At 66.8% G+C, this 16,150-nt stretch carries 13 protein-coding genes; 2 read left to right on the top strand and 11 right to left on the bottom strand.

The annotated features are described in order from the left end of the window. Positions 1-6: 6 nt before the first annotated feature. The gene (locus ASG92_RS13305) at positions 7-1,359 is read right to left on the bottom strand and encodes an MFS transporter (protein WP_056629111.1); all 1,353 of its coding nucleotides are present in this window, start codon (positions 1,357-1,359) and stop codon (positions 7-9) included. Positions 1,360-1,512: 153 nt separating this feature from the next. Between ASG92_RS13305 and purH the strand changes: the two genes are divergently transcribed. Further along, positions 1,513-3,183: a bifunctional phosphoribosylaminoimidazolecarboxamide formyltransferase/IMP cyclohydrolase gene (gene purH, locus ASG92_RS13310; RefSeq protein WP_056629113.1), complete on the top strand. Its 1,671-nt coding sequence runs from the start codon at positions 1,513-1,515 to the stop codon at positions 3,181-3,183. A 65-nt stretch (positions 3,184-3,248) separates the two neighbouring features. On the opposite strand, the gene ASG92_RS13315 is transcribed toward purH, so the two are convergent. Further along, positions 3,249-3,473, bottom strand: a complete 225-nt coding sequence (locus ASG92_RS13315; protein WP_082579496.1) for a hypothetical protein — start codon at positions 3,471-3,473, stop codon at positions 3,249-3,251. Next, positions 3,454-4,464: a hypothetical protein gene (locus ASG92_RS13320; RefSeq protein WP_056629117.1), complete on the bottom strand. Its 1,011-nt coding sequence runs from the start codon at positions 4,462-4,464 to the stop codon at positions 3,454-3,456. The genes ASG92_RS13315 and ASG92_RS13320 overlap by 20 nt, the downstream gene beginning before the upstream one ends. Before the next feature lie 315 nt (positions 4,465-4,779). On the opposite strand from ASG92_RS13320, the gene ASG92_RS13325 reads away from it, so the two are divergent. Then, positions 4,780-6,999, top strand: coding sequence for an NADP-dependent isocitrate dehydrogenase (locus ASG92_RS13325; RefSeq protein WP_056629121.1), 2,220 nt, complete (start codon positions 4,780-4,782; stop codon positions 6,997-6,999). Between the two features lie 124 nt (positions 7,000-7,123). Here the strand turns inward: ASG92_RS13325 and ASG92_RS13330 are convergent, their stop codons facing one another. From ASG92_RS13330 to ASG92_RS13365, 8 genes are all read right to left on the bottom strand, one after another. After that, on the bottom strand, positions 7,124-7,879 hold the full coding sequence (locus ASG92_RS13330; RefSeq protein ID WP_056629123.1) for an SRPBCC family protein: 756 nt from the start codon (positions 7,877-7,879) through the stop codon (positions 7,124-7,126). Positions 7,880-8,051: 172 nt separating this feature from the next. Further along, positions 8,052-8,543 (bottom strand): mucin-associated surface protein, encoded by a 492-nt coding sequence (locus tag ASG92_RS13335; RefSeq protein WP_240987129.1) that lies wholly within the window; start codon positions 8,541-8,543, stop codon positions 8,052-8,054. Beyond that, positions 8,540-9,736 (bottom strand): serine/threonine-protein kinase, encoded by a 1,197-nt coding sequence (locus tag ASG92_RS13340; protein ID WP_056629127.1) that lies wholly within the window; start codon positions 9,734-9,736, stop codon positions 8,540-8,542. The genes ASG92_RS13335 and ASG92_RS13340 overlap by 4 nt, the downstream gene beginning before the upstream one ends. Before the next feature lie 197 nt (positions 9,737-9,933). Continuing rightward, positions 9,934-11,325 (bottom strand): hypothetical protein, encoded by a 1,392-nt coding sequence (locus ASG92_RS29000; RefSeq protein ID WP_056629130.1) that lies wholly within the window; start codon positions 11,323-11,325, stop codon positions 9,934-9,936. An 88-nt stretch (positions 11,326-11,413) separates the two neighbouring features. After that, on the bottom strand, positions 11,414-12,475 hold the full coding sequence (locus tag ASG92_RS13350; RefSeq protein ID WP_056629132.1) for a hypothetical protein: 1,062 nt from the start codon (positions 12,473-12,475) through the stop codon (positions 11,414-11,416). 130 nt (positions 12,476-12,605) lie between these two features. Continuing rightward, complete coding sequence (locus ASG92_RS13355; RefSeq protein ID WP_056629134.1) at positions 12,606-13,676, bottom strand: Gfo/Idh/MocA family oxidoreductase; 1,071 nt, start codon at positions 13,674-13,676, stop codon at positions 12,606-12,608. Between the two features lie 309 nt (positions 13,677-13,985). After that, positions 13,986-14,693, bottom strand: a complete 708-nt coding sequence (locus ASG92_RS13360; protein ID WP_056629136.1) for an ABC transporter ATP-binding protein — start codon at positions 14,691-14,693, stop codon at positions 13,986-13,988. A 2-nt stretch (positions 14,694-14,695) separates the two neighbouring features. Further along, positions 14,696-16,144: an FtsX-like permease family protein gene (locus ASG92_RS13365; protein ID WP_056629137.1), complete on the bottom strand. Its 1,449-nt coding sequence runs from the start codon at positions 16,142-16,144 to the stop codon at positions 14,696-14,698. Positions 16,145-16,150 lie beyond the last annotated feature (6 nt).

Below are 16,150 nucleotides of genomic sequence, written 5' to 3' on the forward strand. Positions count from 1 at the left end.
GTGGCGCTACTCGAGGCGGCGCTGACGGGTCTCGGGGGAGAAGAACATCATCCACAGCACGGCCAGCACCACCAGGCCGCCGGCCAGCGCAAAGGACGTTGCCAGGCCGAGCTGGGGCCAGAAGTAGTTCGCGAAGATCAGCGGGCCGAAGCCTGCCCCCAGCCGCGAGAACGTGGACGCCCAGCCGAAGCCCGATCCGCGCAGCTCGGTGGGGTAGAGCTCGGACACGTACGTGTACAGGACGGGAATGGCCACCTGCACCACGAACCCGAACACAAGCAGCCAGAACACGGCCGCCGTCGGAATGTCCACCACGAACGCCACGATCACCAGGATCAGGGCGGACAGCGGTCCGGTAATGGCCAGCAGCCACTTGCGGCCCACGCGCTCCACCAGCAGCGCCGCCGCCACCACGCCAAGAAGCCCGACGGCGGCCATTCCCGCCGTCGTCAGGAACGCCTTGTACTCGGCGAACCCGGCGCCGATCAGGATCCGGGGCATCCACGTGAGTGACAGGTAGTAGACCAGCAGGATGCTCAGGAACAGCGCCCAGGACGCCGCCGTGATTTTCCAGTTGAACTGCCAGACGCCGCGCAGCTGCTGCCACGCGCTGCCGGGCGAAAGGCGCGGGACGGCCTGCGGATCGGGCAGGCTGTAGGCGCGCGGCTCGGCACCGGTGGCCAGAACCAGATCGTCGATCACCTTGGCCGCGTCCTCGCGGCGGCCCTTGCGGATCAGGAACAGCGGGGACTCGGGCACGCTGCGGCGCACCCAGAACACGAGCAGGGCCGGCAGCACCATCACCAGCATGGTGAGGCGCCAGTCAGCGAAGGCCGCCACGAGCCCGGCGGACACGAAGCCGCACAGCGCGGCGCCCACCGGCCACCAGCCGTCCATCGCAGTGAGGACCTTGCCGCGCTGCTTCCGGGGCGTGAATTCACCCACCAGTGCGTAGTCCACCGGGATGCATCCGCCCAGGCCGAAGCCGGCCATGAACCGGAACACGCAGAACCAGATGAAATCGGGGGAGAAGGCGCCGAGCACCGTGAAGAGCGAGAAGATCAGCAGCGTGGCGGTGAAGGCCTTCTTCCGGCCGATCGTGTCCGCGATGGTGCCCCAGACGAACGCGCCGAGGGCCATGCCGATCAGGTTGGCCGTGCCGATCCAGCCGGCCTCACCGGGCGTGAGCTGCCAGTGGTTCGACAACAGGGGAATCAGGATGCCGTTGAGGGTCACGTCCCACGCATCGAACATGAACCCCAGGCCGCCGATCACGAAGATCTTGCCCTGTACCTTCCAGCGCCACGGCAATTCCTGGACCACCTGTTCGCCGCTGGGCACAGTGGTGTAAATGTTCATCTCGGCCTCCTGTTTAAACCTTACGTTGCGGTAGGCCCGGGGTGCGCCGCCTTCACACTCCGGCCCGCTGGGAGAGCACGTCCGGCGACGCGATAAACTGGCGGGTATCCCCACCAGCCGCGGCCCCAACCGTGTACAACGACGGAGACTTTTGTGAGCTTGACTCAGCTTGACCGTGTTCCCATCCGCCGAGCCCTGATCTCGGTCTACGACAAAACCGGTCTGGAGGAGCTCGCCAAGGGCCTGCACGCAGCAGGCGTCAGGATCGTTTCCACCGGCTCCACGGCCAAGAAGATCGCCGCCGCCGGCATCCCGGTCCAGGAAGTCGAGGAAGTCACCGGCTCCCCGGAAATGCTGGACGGCCGCGTCAAGACCCTCCACCCGCGGGTCCACGGCGGCATCCTCGCGGACCGCCGCGTGCCGGCCCACATGGAAACCCTCGCCAGCATGGACATCGAGCCGTTCGACCTCGTCGTGGTGAACCTGTACCCGTTCGTGGAGACCGTGAAATCCGGTGCCGCGCAGGATGACGTGGTGGAACAGATCGACATCGGAGGCCCCGCCATGGTGCGGTCCGCCGCGAAGAACCACGCCGCCGTCGCGATTGTGGTTGACCCGAACTTCTACGGCGAGGTTGTCCGCGCCGCCGCGGAAGGCGGCTTCGACCTGAAGACCCGCCGCCGTCTCGCCGCCCGTGCCTTCGCGCACACCGCCACCTACGACAACGCCGTGGCCACCTGGACCGCAAGCCAGTTCCTCGACGAAGACGGCGACGGCGTGATCGACTGGCCTGCCTACGCCGGCCTCGCCCTGGAACGCTCCGAGGTGCTCCGCTACGGCGAGAACCCGCACCAGCAGGCTGCCCTTTACGTGGACAAGGCCGCCCCCGCGGGCATCGCCCAGGCCGATCAGCTGCACGGCAAGGCCATGAGCTACAACAACTTCGTGGACGCCGACGCCGCCCTCCGCGCGGCCTATGACTTCGCCGAGCCGGCCGTCGCGATCATTAAGCACGCCAACCCGTGCGGCGTGGCCGTGGGATCCGCGGACGCGGCAGATCCGATCGCGGACGCCCATGCCAAGGCGCACGCCTGCGACCCCGTCTCCGCGTTCGGCGGCGTCATCGCAGCCAACCGCACGGTGACCGCCGGCATGGCACGCACCGTGGCCGGCATCTTCACCGAAGTGGTCATCGCCCCGGGCTTCGAACCGGAAGCCGTGGAAATCCTCTCCAAGAAGAAGAACATCCGCCTCCTGGCCCTGCCCGAGGGCTACGACCGCTACCCGGCTGAAATCCGCCAGGTCTCGGGCGGCGTGCTGGTCCAGATCACCGACAAGGTGGACGCCGACGGCGACTACCCTGCCAACTGGACCCTCGCCGCCGGGGAAGCCGCTGACGACGCCACGCTGGCCGACCTCGCCTTCGCCTGGACCGCCTGCCGCGCAGCCAAGTCCAACGCCATCCTGCTCGCCGAGAACGGCGCCGCCGTGGGCATCGGCATGGGCCAGGTCAACCGCCTTGACTCCTGCAAGCTGGCCGTCGAGCGGGCCAACACGCTTGGCGTCACCGTGACGTCCGACGTCGATGCCGCCGGCGGCGCGGCCGGCACCGACGCGAGCGGGGCACCGGAGCGCGCCCGCGGCGCTGTTGCGGCCTCCGACGCGTTCTTCCCGTTCGCCGACGGCCTGCAGATCCTGATCGACGCCGGCGTCCGCGCCGTGGTGCAGCCCGGCGGTTCCGTCCGGGACGAGGAAGTCATCGCCGCCGCCAACGCAGCAGGCATCACCATGTACTTCACCGGTGCCCGCCACTTCTTCCACTAGGGCGAACAGACGCCGACGGCGGTCGTCCCTCAAGGGGACGGCCGCCGTCGGGCGTTAACTTGGATTCAGTTGTCCTGGGGCTGGCCGTCCGCCTCGGGGTCAGCGTCTGCCTCGGGGAACCGGATCTCCCGGGGCTTTGCCTGGGCCATCCGCTCCGGCGTCCAGTACGCCAGAACCTCCTCCGGCGTCTGGCTGACGTCGGAGTGGCTCACTGTTTCATCCTGTTCGTCTGCTTCATCCCGGGGCAGCGATTCAGCCGGCCCCACGCCGTCATCGGGCGGACGAGGCATTCCTGTAAACCTTCTCTATGGTCTGTCCCCAGTACGGCCCGAACATCGTGGTGGACCGCGTGCCGTAGCCGTAGCTGTTGATGGAATTCTGGTAGCCGTTGGAGTCGCGCTCGGCGTCCGTGCCGCCCTGGATGAACCATGGACCGCCTGAGGAACCGCCGGTCATGTCGCACGGAATGCCCTGGGTTTTGAACTGGGGATTGATGGCGTCAGGACCGGCCTTGCCCGTGCAGCTGACCAGAGTCTGGCCCGTGAACGGGACCGCAGCCGGGTAGCCGTACGACGTATAGGTCATCTCGCGCGGCTGGCTGAACTGGACGCCGGATGCGCCCACTACGTCGGCCAGACTCTGGCCGTTGAGCTGGGAGACCACGGCGAATCCCGTGTCGTACTGAATGTTCCCCAACTTGCTCCACTGTGACGGGGCGTAGAGCTTCCTGGCAGGCCATTTTCCGTAGGGCGCCGTACCGTCGACGTAACCCGGAACGAAGACGAAGTTCTTGGCGAAGGCGCCAGGGCCCTCGTTAACGCAGTGGCCGGCGGTGGAGACGGTGCTCTTGTTCTCGGAGATCACCGAATTGCCGGAGCACACATAATTGGCGCCGGCCATGGTGAAGAAGACCTTGCCGATGTGGTTAATCGCGGCAACGTCGGTATGCAACGCCTGCTGCGTGACCGTCGGTGAGGTGCCCGCAATCTTGGTGCTGGGGCCTCTTTCCACGATGTCGGGAGTGACAGAAGGGCCTGTGTTGTTCTGCCGGGTAACTGCCTTGTCAGCCAGGACATCGCCGGGAACGGCGGCCCGCATGCGCTCGGGCGTCCAGTACTGGTCAGTCGGTGAATTGGAAACTGCGGTGCTGGTGACCTGCGGCTGGCTGGAATCCTGCGACGTTGCAGGAGCAGCCGTTGCGCCGCCGGCCGCGAACAGCGCCAGCATCAAACCAGTGGAAAGGCTCGCGAGGCTGGTCGCCAGAGTCTTCTTACTCGTCATTGCGGTCCTACCTATCGGGGTGGAGGGCGGGCGATGGTGGTGCCTGCCGAGTGTAGGGGTGTTGTCGATATTTCCCCGCCGCAAGGGGTTCACTGGTACGTTCAGCCGCCGAAGCGGTTTTCCTTCATGAGCTAAAGATAGGGCTCAGCCGGGTTTCGGACAATGGATTGCGGCCGCAGACGGCCCCGAAGGGTGGTCACGGAACCGCGTCCGGGCGACCCGGTAGGGTTCAAAACGGTCTCCTCGGGTAAGTTAAAGGTTGGTGAAATAGCCGGATTTCCATATACAAGCCGACCTTCAGGGAGACGCCCGAGCATGGCCAAAATTATCTATACCCACACCGACGAAGCGCCGATGCTGGCCACATATTCGTTCCTGCCGATCGTCGAGGCGTTCGCCTCGACCGCAGGTGTGCAGGTAGAAACCCGCGACATCTCCCTGGCCGGCCGCATCATCGCCGTCTTCGGCGACTACCTCACCGAAGAGCAGCGGATCAGCGACGCCCTGGCTGAACTCGGCGAACTGGCGAAGAAGCCGGAATCCAACATCATCAAGCTGCCGAACATCAGCGCCTCCGTGCCGCAGCTGAAGGCAGCCATTACCGAGCTTCAGGCCCAGGGATACAAGCTGCCGGACTACCCGGACAACCCGTCGTCGGACGAAGAAACCGTCATCCGCTCCCGCTACGACAAGATCAAGGGCTCCGCCGTGAACCCCGTCCTGCGCGAGGGCAACTCGGACCGGCGCGCGCCGCTGTCCGTGAAAAACTACGCCCGCCAGAACCCGCATTCCATGGGTGCATGGTCGTCAGACTCCAAGACCAACGTGGCGCACATGGACGCCGATGACTTCCGTTCCAACGAAAAGTCTGTGGTGGTCCCGACTGACGGCACCATCGAAATCCAGCTGGTCCGCGAAGACGGCACCGTCAAGGTCCTGAAGAAGGCCTTCCCGGTTCTTGCCGGCGAAGTGATCGACGGCACCGTGATGCGCGCTGCTGCGCTGGACGAGTTCCTCGCCGCCCAGGTTGCCCGGGCTAAGGACGAGGGCGTGCTCTTCTCCGCGCACCTGAAGGCCACCATGATGAAGGTCTCCGACCCCATCATCTTCGGCCACGTGGTCAAGGCGTACTTCTCCGAACTGTTCGACACCTACGGCAAGCAGCTTGCCGCTGCCGGCATCAGCCCCAACAACGGCCTCGCCGCTATCCTGAGCGGGCTGGACGACCTTCCGGAGGATGTCCGCGAAGGCGTCAAGGCCGCCATCAAGAAGGGCCTGGAAGAAGGCCCCGCGCTTGCCATGGTCGATTCGGACAAGGGCATCACCAGCCTGAACGTCCCCAGTGATATCATCGTGGACGCCTCCATGCCTGCCATGATCCGCACCTCCGGCCACATGTGGGGCCCGGACGGCAAGGAAGCCGACACCCTGGCGGTTCTTCCGGACAGGTCCTATGCCGGCATCTACCAGGTGGTCATCGATGACTGCCGCGCCAACGGCGCCTTCGATCCCACCACCATGGGCACCGTGCCGAACGTCGGCCTCATGGCTCAGGCCGCGGAGGAGTACGGCAGCCACGACAAGACCTTCGAAATCCAGGCTCCCGGCAAGGTGCAGATCGTGGACGGCTCCGGTGCTGTCCTGATCGAACACGAAGTGGCGCCCGGCGACATCTGGCGTGCCTGCCAGACCAAGGACCTGCCGATCCGCGACTGGGTCAAGCTGGCCGTCACCCGCGCCCGCGCCTCGAGGACACCCGCTGTGTTCTGGCTTGACGAGTCCCGCGCGCACGACGCCCAGCTGATCGAAAAGGTCCGCGAGTACCTCAAGGAACACGACACCGAGGGCCTGCAGATCGAAATCATGTCCCCGGAGAAGGCCACGGCATTCACCCTGGAGCGCATCCGCAAGGGCGAGGACACCATCTCCGTCACTGGCAACGTGCTCCGCGACTACCTGACGGACCTGTTCCCGATCCTGGAACTCGGCACCAGCGCCAAGATGCTGTCCATCGTTCCGCTGATCAACGGCGGCGGGCTCTTCGAGACCGGCGCCGGCGGATCCGCCCCCAAGCACGTCCAGCAGCTGCTGCAGGAAAACCACCTCCGCTGGGACAGCCTGGGCGAATTCCTGGCCCTCGCCGTCAGCTTCGAGCACCTCGCCAACACCACGGACAACGCCCGGGCCCAGGTCCTGGCCGACACCCTGGACCGCGCCACCGGCACCTTCCTGCTGGAAAACAAGTCCCCCAAGCGCAAGGTCGGCGAGCTCGACAACCGCGGCAGCCACTACTACCTGGCGCTCTACTGGGCCCAGGAGCTGGCCAAGCAGACCGAGGACGCCGAGCTGGCATCATCCTTCGCCGAGGTGGCCGAGGCTCTGGCATCCAACGAAGAGGCCATCGTTTCCGAGCTGCTCGAGGTCCAGGGCTCGCCCGTGGACGTCGGGGGCTACTACCGGCCCGACGCCGCGAAGGCCGCCGCTGTCATGCGGCCGTCGGCAACGCTCAACAAGGTTGTTTCCAGCCTGAACTGATCTCCAGGCAGTCTGCCCTGGGCTGACCACCGAAGCGCCCCGCCACTCGAACGAGTGGCGGGGCGCTTCGGTTTTTCGCCGTCGGCCCGGCCGGGAGGCTGGCTGCCCGGCCCGGACGCTGTTCCTAGCGGTCGGGGATCTCGTCGCGGCGGGTATCGGTATGCCTGCTGTCGGTCCGCGGGTCGCCTGTTTCCGTGTCCCCGTAGGGCGCGTCGACGGCGAGATCCGGGTCGGCGTCGACCGGCCGTTCGGTGGCGGCGGCGTCGTAGGCGTCGCCCGACTCGTAGGAGCGGCCGGGGACGGCATCCATGCCGGAGCCGTACGCGTAGCCGGTGCCGTCGTCGGCAGATCCGTAGCCGGCTTCCGTGCCGGCGGCACCCAGGCCCGCTCCCGCAGTGCCGGCGGACCCGGCTTGGCCCTCCACTTCGCCCTCGTGGATGCTTTCACGCCAGGCGCCGGTTTCGGAGCCGCGGCCCTCAATGAATTCCTTGAACTTCTTCAGGTCCGAGGCAACCTGGCGCGAGTCGAGGCCAACGGCGGCGCCGATTTTCTCCACCGCTGATTCCGGCTCCCACGTGAGCTCGACATTCACCTTGGTTTCGTCCGGCCCCAGGGACTCGAACCAAACGGTGCCGGCGTTGCGGGGCTCGTTCAGGCTTTCCCACGTCACGCGCTGGTCGGGTTCCTGAATGGTGATCTGGGCATCGTACTCACGCTTGACGCCGGCGATGCTGGTCTCGAAATGAACCGTGGTGTCATCGAGCTGGCGCACGGCGTCGACGCCGCTCATGAAACGTGGGAAGTCCTCGAACTGGGTCCATTGGTTGTAGGCCTGGCGAACCGGGACATTGACGTCGATGGATTCCTGAACAGTTGCCATGCGTAGTTCACTCCTTCAGCGTGCGGGCGGTTAGCCCGTGGTTCTGATAGCTGCGTGTTCGGGTGGAACACCTCCAACGTAGCGGGATCCAGGCAGCAATTGAAGAGAGAAAGTAAGGTTGCTGACTAAAAATCGGTGATGCCCGTGTAGCGAACTCCCTGCACCTCTGAAACTAGTCCTTGCCCTTGCCTGAACCCTTGCCGGAGCCGGCCCCGGACTCGTTCTCCCCGGAGCTACCCTGTCCTGATTTCCCGGGCGCCGGTGCGACAGCCTGCTGTGTGGTCGGAGGAGGCGTTGGTGTTGCCTGCTGCGCGGCGGCTGCCCTCTTGGCCGCGGCCGCGGCCGTGAGGTCGGCGCGCACGGCGGTGATGGCCACCGTGATGCTCTGGTGCCGCCGGAAGGAAACCTGGCCGGCGGCAGCGGCGGCGTCGAGCTCCGACGCCAGTCCGTCCAGCGACTTGAGGGCCAGGGCAGGGTCGCTGCCGGCGGCAGCACTCGTGACGGCGAGAACGCGCTGCTGGAGCTGGGCCGCAGCCTTGCCCTCCAGCTCCGGGGCTGGCCCCGCGCAGCCGGCGAGCCCCGCGGCGAGGAGGCAGCCCGCCAGCGCGGCCGACGCGCGGATCCCACGGGCGGGCCGCCGCCGTAGGCCGGCGCTCCGGCTCACGGCTCCACGCTCTTTTGCAGCTCCACGAGGTGGTCGCCCAGGGGTCCGGTCACGGTGGGGTAAGTGACGACGTCGGGCATTGTAGGTGATGTGACGGAGGCCGTCACCGCGGCCACTCCGCCAAGCAGCGCTGCTGCAACGAGGGCCGAAGCAAGCAGGATGCGCCGGCTGCGCCACTGCACGCCGGCCGGGCGCGGGCGGCTGGGCAGGTGAACCGCGGCGGGGTCATCGGCGGGCAGTTGCGCCGCGGCATAGCCGGCCGGAAGAAGGGACGACGGCGGCCGCGACGGCTGGGCGGGGAGGACCCTCGTATGTTCCTCGGCCAGTTCTGCCGGGGCTGATTCCGGTGAGACCAAAGCTTGGCGGAGGGCAATCTCCAGGTCGGCGGCTGTTGGCCTGTCCGCCGGATCGATGGCCGTCATGGCGGCAAGGAGATGCGCCCACTTCGCAGGGAGGTCCTCGGGAATTTCCGGCGCGCGGTGCAGGCGGGCCACTGCCGATTCCACAGCGCCGCCGGGATATTCGACCGTGCCCTTGATGCATTCCAGCAGCACGAGGCCCAGTGAGTAGATGTCCGTGGCCGGGGAGAGCGGCGAGCCCATGGCCTGTTCGGGGCTAAGGTACGCCGCGGTCCCCACCATGGTTCCGGTTGCGGTAAGCCGGGTGGCATCGACGATGCGGGCGATTCCGAAGTCGGTCAGCTTGGGGCGGAGGGGTTCCCCCGGCCGGACCTGAACGAGAAGGATGTTGGCCGGTTTGATGTCGCGGTGGATGATCCCCAGCCCGTGGACATAGGCGAGGGCGTCGGCGATTCCGGCGCCAATCACCGCCAGCTCTTCAAGGGGGACGCGGCTGTGCCGCAGGCGGCAGCGCAGGTCCTGCCCCTCCACGAGTTCCATGGTGAGGAACGGCCTCGGCTGGTCCGGGATGCGCGTGTCCACGCCGGCGTCGAACAGCGTCACCAGGCTTGGGTGGTTCAGCGTGGCCAGCAGCTGGATCTCGGCTTCCTGCCGCTTGAGTTCATCGGCCTCCGCCGCCTGGGGTGCGAACAGCTTCAGGGCCACATCCCTGCCGAGGTTCTCGTCCCGGGCCGTGTAGACCGAGGACATGCCTCCGCGGCCAATGACGTCTCCGAGCATGTAGCGCCCGCCCAGTACTTCAACTGTCACCCCGCCGGGCGAATCTTCCAACACTATGCCGTCCTTATCCGCAGTGGCTCCGGTTAAGGGTAATACGCGCATGCAAGTGCCCAGACCGCCGGACGATTCGCGGTGAACATGGCTGTGCCGGCGGCCCGGCTCCGGAGCGTCCAAAGACCAGTCGGAGCCGGACCGCCGATCACGGTCGGCGGGGATAGCCCGGACCTAAGGTCCGGGCTATCCCCGTGTGGCTAGGCCGTCTTCCTCCGGAGGACCATCAGCATGCCGACGGCGAGGAGGCCCAGTGCGAGAGGCAGCAGATCAGGGTTCGCACCGGTGTTGGCGAGCGACTGCTTGCCACCGGCCGTCTGGGCGGAGGTGGCAGCCTGTGCCGAGACGCCAGTTGTCACCGAACCTGCGAGCAGAATGGCGATTCCCGAGGCTGCCCCGGAAGCTGCGCCGGTGCCGGCATCCGTTCCGTCGGTGGTTTCGGTTCCATCAGTGCCGGTACCCGTTCCGTCCGTGGTTCCGGTTCCGTCGGTGGTTCCGTCACCGTCGGTCGTGCCGGTTCCGTCGGTGGTTCCGTCACCGTCGGTCGTGCCGGTTCCGTCGGTGGTTCCGTCACCGTCGGTCGTGCCGGTTCCGCCGGTGGTTCCGTCACCGTCGGTCGTGCCGGTTCCGCCGGTGGTTCCGTCACCGTCGGTCGTGCCGGTTCCGTCACCGGGGTCGGTGGCAGGAGGGGTGACTACGGACCCTACGCCGAGGCCGCCAACAAGATCGATACCGAGATTGACGGAAGAATCCGTACCGGTGCCGAGCCCCAGGTCGATTACACCTTCAGCAGCCGCACCCGCATCATCCGAGAGGCCCGAGCTCCCGAGGCTGACGTCCACAACGGCGGCCGCATCGGTTACCGGTGCCGTGGTGGTGCCCGCCCCCGTGGTGTTGCCGAGGTTGACGTCGACCAGTGCGTCCGCTGTGGTGCCGGTGCCTGTACCCGTGGTGTTGCCGAGGTTGACGTCGACGAGGGCGTCGGCGGTGGTGCCGGTGCCGGCCCCTGTGGTGTTGCCGAGGTTGACGTCCACGACGGCGGCCGCATCGGTTACCGGTGCTGTGGTGGTGCCGGTTCCTGTGGTGTTGCCGAGGTTTACGTCCACGACAGCGGCCGCATCGGTTACCGGTGCTGTGGTGGTGCCGGCGCCGGCCCCTGTGGTGTTGCCGAGGTTGGCGTCCACGACGGCGGCCGCATCGGTTACCGGTGCTGTGGTGGTGCCGGTTCCTGTGGTGTTGCCGAGGTTGGCGTCCACCACCGCGTTGGCCGTCGTGCCGGCCGTTCCTGTGGTGTTGCCGAGGTTGACGTCCACCACCGCGTTGGCCGTCGTGCCGGTCGTTCCGGTGGTGTTGCCGAGGTTGACGTCGACAAGTGCTGTCGCATCAGCACCAGCCTGGGAAGTATTCGACGGCGTTGAGCCACCCAGCAGGCCCAACGACGCCGAAGCAGTGAGGTCCGCCGTGGCGGATTCAGACGCTACTGTGACCGCGCCGGTGATGGATGTGTCCGCGTTTGCCGCGGTTGCGCCTAGGGCCAAGAGCCCGCCCGCAAACAGGGTGCCCAGAAGGCCCCTGCGAAGATTCTGATGCACTTTGATGTCTCCTGAAGAGTTGTTGTCAGGCGCTCAAGGCAGCCCGATTGGCCATATTTCTGCACAACGAAAGGCAGAAAAGGCCCAACTAGTCAGGAGAAGAGCCGGGGTCAATGGCCACCGGCGAAGGGACGTGCTGGAGGGTTCCGCTCACGGGAACAATGCCCGTAAGAGGGAGGTACTGATAAGGGCCGGACAGCCAGGCTGCCGAGGCGGCAGGGCCGCCCGATGACTGTCCGCTGCCAGAACCTGACGGCGAAGCCGGAAGCAGGGCTTCGGGAGACTGCGTGCCTCCGCCTGCTGGCGACCCTCCGCCGGCACGGAAAGCAGGGGCGAACCCCGGACTTCCGCCGGAGCCTGAAGAACCCGAAAACTCGGAATGAGTCGACGGCGATCCGATGGCACCCGTGGTGGCCAGAAGGGAAGCTGCCGGGGAGTGCGCCGTGCCAACACCTGTGGCGCCAGGCCCGGCCACTGGAGCGTTGCCGGGAGAGGGCAGCGCCGGTGCCGGCACGGCAAGTGCCACTACGTCATCGACGGCGTCCAGGACGTCGGTAATTGGCGTGACAACGGGAGTTATCAGGGGCGGCGCGCCTGTCAGGAGGTCTGAAACTGGCTCGACAGGCAGCTCAGCGGGCAGAGTGTCCGTCACAGGCTGAACAACGGTGTCGGCGATGTCCGCAACCGCTGTGTCAGCCAAAGCAACTACCGGGTCAGCTACGACAGCCACGGGGTCCGGAGGAAGGGTGTCAGGTACGGGCAGTTCGCCGAGGACTGCGTCCACCGGCCCGGTGATCCCGCCAACGACCGGTGCCAGCACGGTCTCAGACGGAGCCGTGACCGGCGCCGCCACGGGCTCGGATGCAACGGCGGCGGGTGCATCGGTGATGGGCTGGGACACAGGAACGCGTGCCGGTTGCTGAGCGGCGGGGGAGTGATCCGGAGCAAGGAACGCGGACGCTCCGCCGGCCGCGTTGCCCACGGAAGACACCGTCGAAGCAATGCCGCCAAGAAGGGAAGACTGATCATGCGGATTGTTCGCGTCGGCAGCCGGCGCGGAAAAAGCCAGCCAAGCCAAGGCAGCGGCTCCGGCGAGAAAGACCGGGCGCAGGGGACGGAGCACAGACCAGGACAAACCAGCATTGGCCATGCTCAACACCCCCCAGTCACCGAATAATCGACGATCCTTTACAGCCTAAGCCCGCCGCAAAGTGAGAGTCCAGACCCGGGGAACTAAATCGTTCGATTCGATAAAGTGCTTTCGAAGCCGGCGAAGAGATTCAGTGGGCATCATTCGGATAGCTGACGCCCAGCTGCGCGCGGACGCCGTCGAACAGCCGCATGGCGTTCAAGGAGTCTTCCAGCGGCATGACCGGGCTCTCTGTCAGGCCCTGCTGGATGCACCTCGTTACCTCACGAAGTTCGTAGGTGTAGCCCTGGCCGCCAACCTCAAAGTGCTCGGTTCGGAGAGGCTCCCGGCCAATGCCGATCACGAGCTGTTTGGGATTGTTGATGGAGCCGAGCGACTGGAGATAGCCCAGGCTGCCGGCCACGGTGGCGGCCCGGGGGCCGTACGCCAGCAGCGACGACGTGAGCTGCGCCTGTGCGCCGTCGTGGTAGCCGAGCGTCAGCGCGTTCTGGGCGTCGACGCCGTCGTCATTGAGCGTGCCCATGGCACTGACCGCCTGCGGGAACCCCAAGGTGCCCAGCGCCCACAGCAGCGGGTAGACGGTCAGGTCGAGGAGTGCCCCGCCGCCGTCCTTGACTGCCCACAGCCTGGCGGTCGGGGAGTACGGTGCGGGGAACCCCAGATCGGCGGTGACCCACTGCACGGTCCCGAGTTCGCCGGAACCGGCGATCTCGAAGGCCCGCTGCATGCTGGGGAGGAAGCGGCTCCATACGGCTTCCATCAGGAAAAGATTCTTCTCGCGGGCCACGGCAACCAGCTCGGCCGCCTCGCGGGCATTGATGGTGAAGGTCTTCTCGCAGAGGACGTGCTTCCCGGCGTGGAGGGCCGCCAGCACCATCTGGTGGTGCTGGGCATGAGGCGTGGCAACGTACACGACGTCCACCGAATCGTCGGCGAGGAGCCGCTCGTAACCTTCCTGCCCGCCGTCGTCCCCGTACGCCGTGGTGAAGCCGAACTCGGCGGCGAAAGCGTCCGCCGTGTGCTGCCCGCGGGAGCTGACGGCGTAGAGCTCAGCGTCCTCAAGCAGCGCCAGATCCCGGGCAACCAACGAGGCGATGCGCCCCGTGGCGATGACGCCCCACCGCAGCGGGGCCCCGGTGGCGGCGCTGGGATCCTGATTCGGCTGGCTGGACAGCCACGGCGTGGCAATGGGAGAGGTCATGACGCCATCCTCTCACCCGGGTGACAGAGCGTTGGGGAATTAGCTGCAGGAAGTGAGAGAGCGTTGGGGGAATTACCTGCGGGAAGTGAGAGAGCGTTGGGGGAATTACCTGCGGGAAGTGAGAGAGCGTTGGGGGAATTACCTGCGGGAAGTGAGAGAGCGTTGGGGGGGGAATTACCTGTGGGAAGTGAGAGAGCGTCCGAACTTCCGCCTGTTAGGTGAGAGTACCGGGGAAATCGCGGCGGGAGGTGCGGGAAGGGTGAAACCTCCCGCACCGCCCGCCGCGTGAACCTACACCGCCGCGTGAACCTACACCGCCGCCGGCACCGCAGGGCGGTTGCGGGCAGGCTCTTCGGTCAGTTTGCCCTGCTGCAGCCTGAACCGGCGGTCCGTCTTATTGGCGAGCGAACGGTCATGCGTGACCACAAGGATGGTGGTGTTGTGGTCCCGGCTGAGCGAACTGAGCAGCTCGATGATGTGCTCGCCGGTCTGCTCGTCCAGGTTGCCCGTGGGCTCATCGGCCAGGATCAGCTTGGGCTCATTGGCCAGAGCCCGGGCAATGGCGACCCGCTGCTGCTCGCCGCCCGAGAGCCGGTTGATGCGCCGCACGTGCTTGTCCGGGTCGAGCTGCACCTGCTCGAGCAATTCGCGCGCCCGCTGGGACCGTGCGGACTTCCGGATCCCGGCGAACTCCATCGGCAGCATCACGTTATCCAGCGCGGACAGGTTGGGGATCAGGTTGAACTGCTGGAACACGAAGCCGATGTCCCGGCGCCGGTATTCGGTCAGTTTGCCGTCCGGCATGCCGGCCAGGCTGACGCCGTTGACGACGACGTCTCCGCTGGTGGGTTTGTCCAGCGCGCCCAGGAGGGACAACAGCGTGCTTTTGCCGCTGCCGCTCTTCCCCACGATGGATGCCAGCGTGCCCTGTTCCAGCTCAAAGCTGACGTCATTGACGGGCTTGATGGTGCGGTCGCCGGACTTGAAGGCGCGGACGAGGTTCTTGACTTCAATCATGGCTATTCTCCTCGGAGGACTTCGATGGGACGGATGCGGGCGGTCAGCAGCGCCGGAACCAGCGCACCGATGATGGCGACGCCGAACACCGCCGCGATGCCCGCGGCAATGACGCCGGGGGACGCACTCGCCGTGACGGAGGTGAGCAGCTGCGAGGCGCCGCCGAAGGGTCCGCCCTGCCCTGGCACGCCGCCCGGGAAGCCGCCGGCAGCGCCCGCGAGTCCGGGGCCGCGCTGGCCGGCGGTCGCCGTCGTCGTGCCGGTGCTGGAACTGACCAGCGCGGAGGCGATGCTGCCGCTGGCGAAGGACGCGATCGCCGCGCCGACGACGCTGCCGAGCGCCACCAGAACCAGCGCCTCGAGCACGAACTGCAGGCCAATGGTCCGGTTCGGTGCTCCGATGGCCTTCAGCACGCCGATCTCGCGGCGGCGCTCGCGGACCAGCATGACCATGATCAGCAGGATGATCAGTCCGGCCGTGCCCAGCGCCGCAATGAAGGCAACCAGGGAGATGTTCTTGACGCTGTCCAGCGAGCTGACGGCGGTTTCGAGGTTGCGCTGGCCCTGGGTGACATCAGCCTTGTCGGTGCCGAGCGCGGACTGGAGCGCGGTCTTCGTGGAGTCGACGTTCTCCATGCTGTTGACCGTGACAATCATGGTGGAGAGCTCCCCGGGCAGCTCGGCCAGGGTTTGGGCCGCCGGGAGCGTGACGTACAGGGCGTTGTTGCCGAACGTCGTGCCGGCGTCAAACAGGCCGGCCACGGTGAAGGTCTTGCTGTTGATGGTGAACGTGGAGCCGACCTTGAGGTTGTTCTTTTCGGCGAGCGTGGTGCCGAGCAGGGCCTTGGCGGAGTCCGCGGCGTAGTCGCCGAGGCCGGTGCCCTCCATCAGTTCGAGGGCCTTTCCGGTGCTGTCCACTTCGGCGCCGATACCGGTGGCCGTGATCGGCAGGGTCCGCGCCGGCTGCGTGGCGCCGGTTGAACCGGTGGTTCCGTCGCCGGCCTGGTTGCGGTTGCCCAGGGATCCGGCGTCGACGGCGGCCGTGAGGCTGGTGGTGAGCGTCGTGGTGGACTGCCCGCCGGGACCGCCCTGGCCGCCGCCCGGGCCGCCGGTCTGGCCGGCTGCCGCCTGCGCGGCCGCTTCGGCGGCGTTGCGGAGGCGCAGGGCCTTTGTTCCGACGACGGCGGTCACGTTGGGTACGCCCGCTGCCGTCGCCGCCTGCTCGGACGTCAGCGGTTCGCCGCCGCCTTCGAATCCCTGGCCGCCGGCCGGGTTGACCGTCAGGACGGTCCCCACCGAAGCGTTCAGCTCCTGGACTTTGGCGCCCACGGCCTGGTTGGCCACCAGCATGGCCAGGGCCAGTCCGATCGCTACGGCCAGCACGGCCACAACGGCAGCCGTTCTGACCTTGTTTCTAAAGGCATTGCCTACACTTCGGGCGAGGACGCTCACTGCACT

This window comes from Arthrobacter sp. Soil736 (genome assembly GCF_001428005.1).
Taxonomy (GTDB): domain Bacteria; phylum Actinomycetota; class Actinomycetes; order Actinomycetales; family Micrococcaceae; genus Arthrobacter.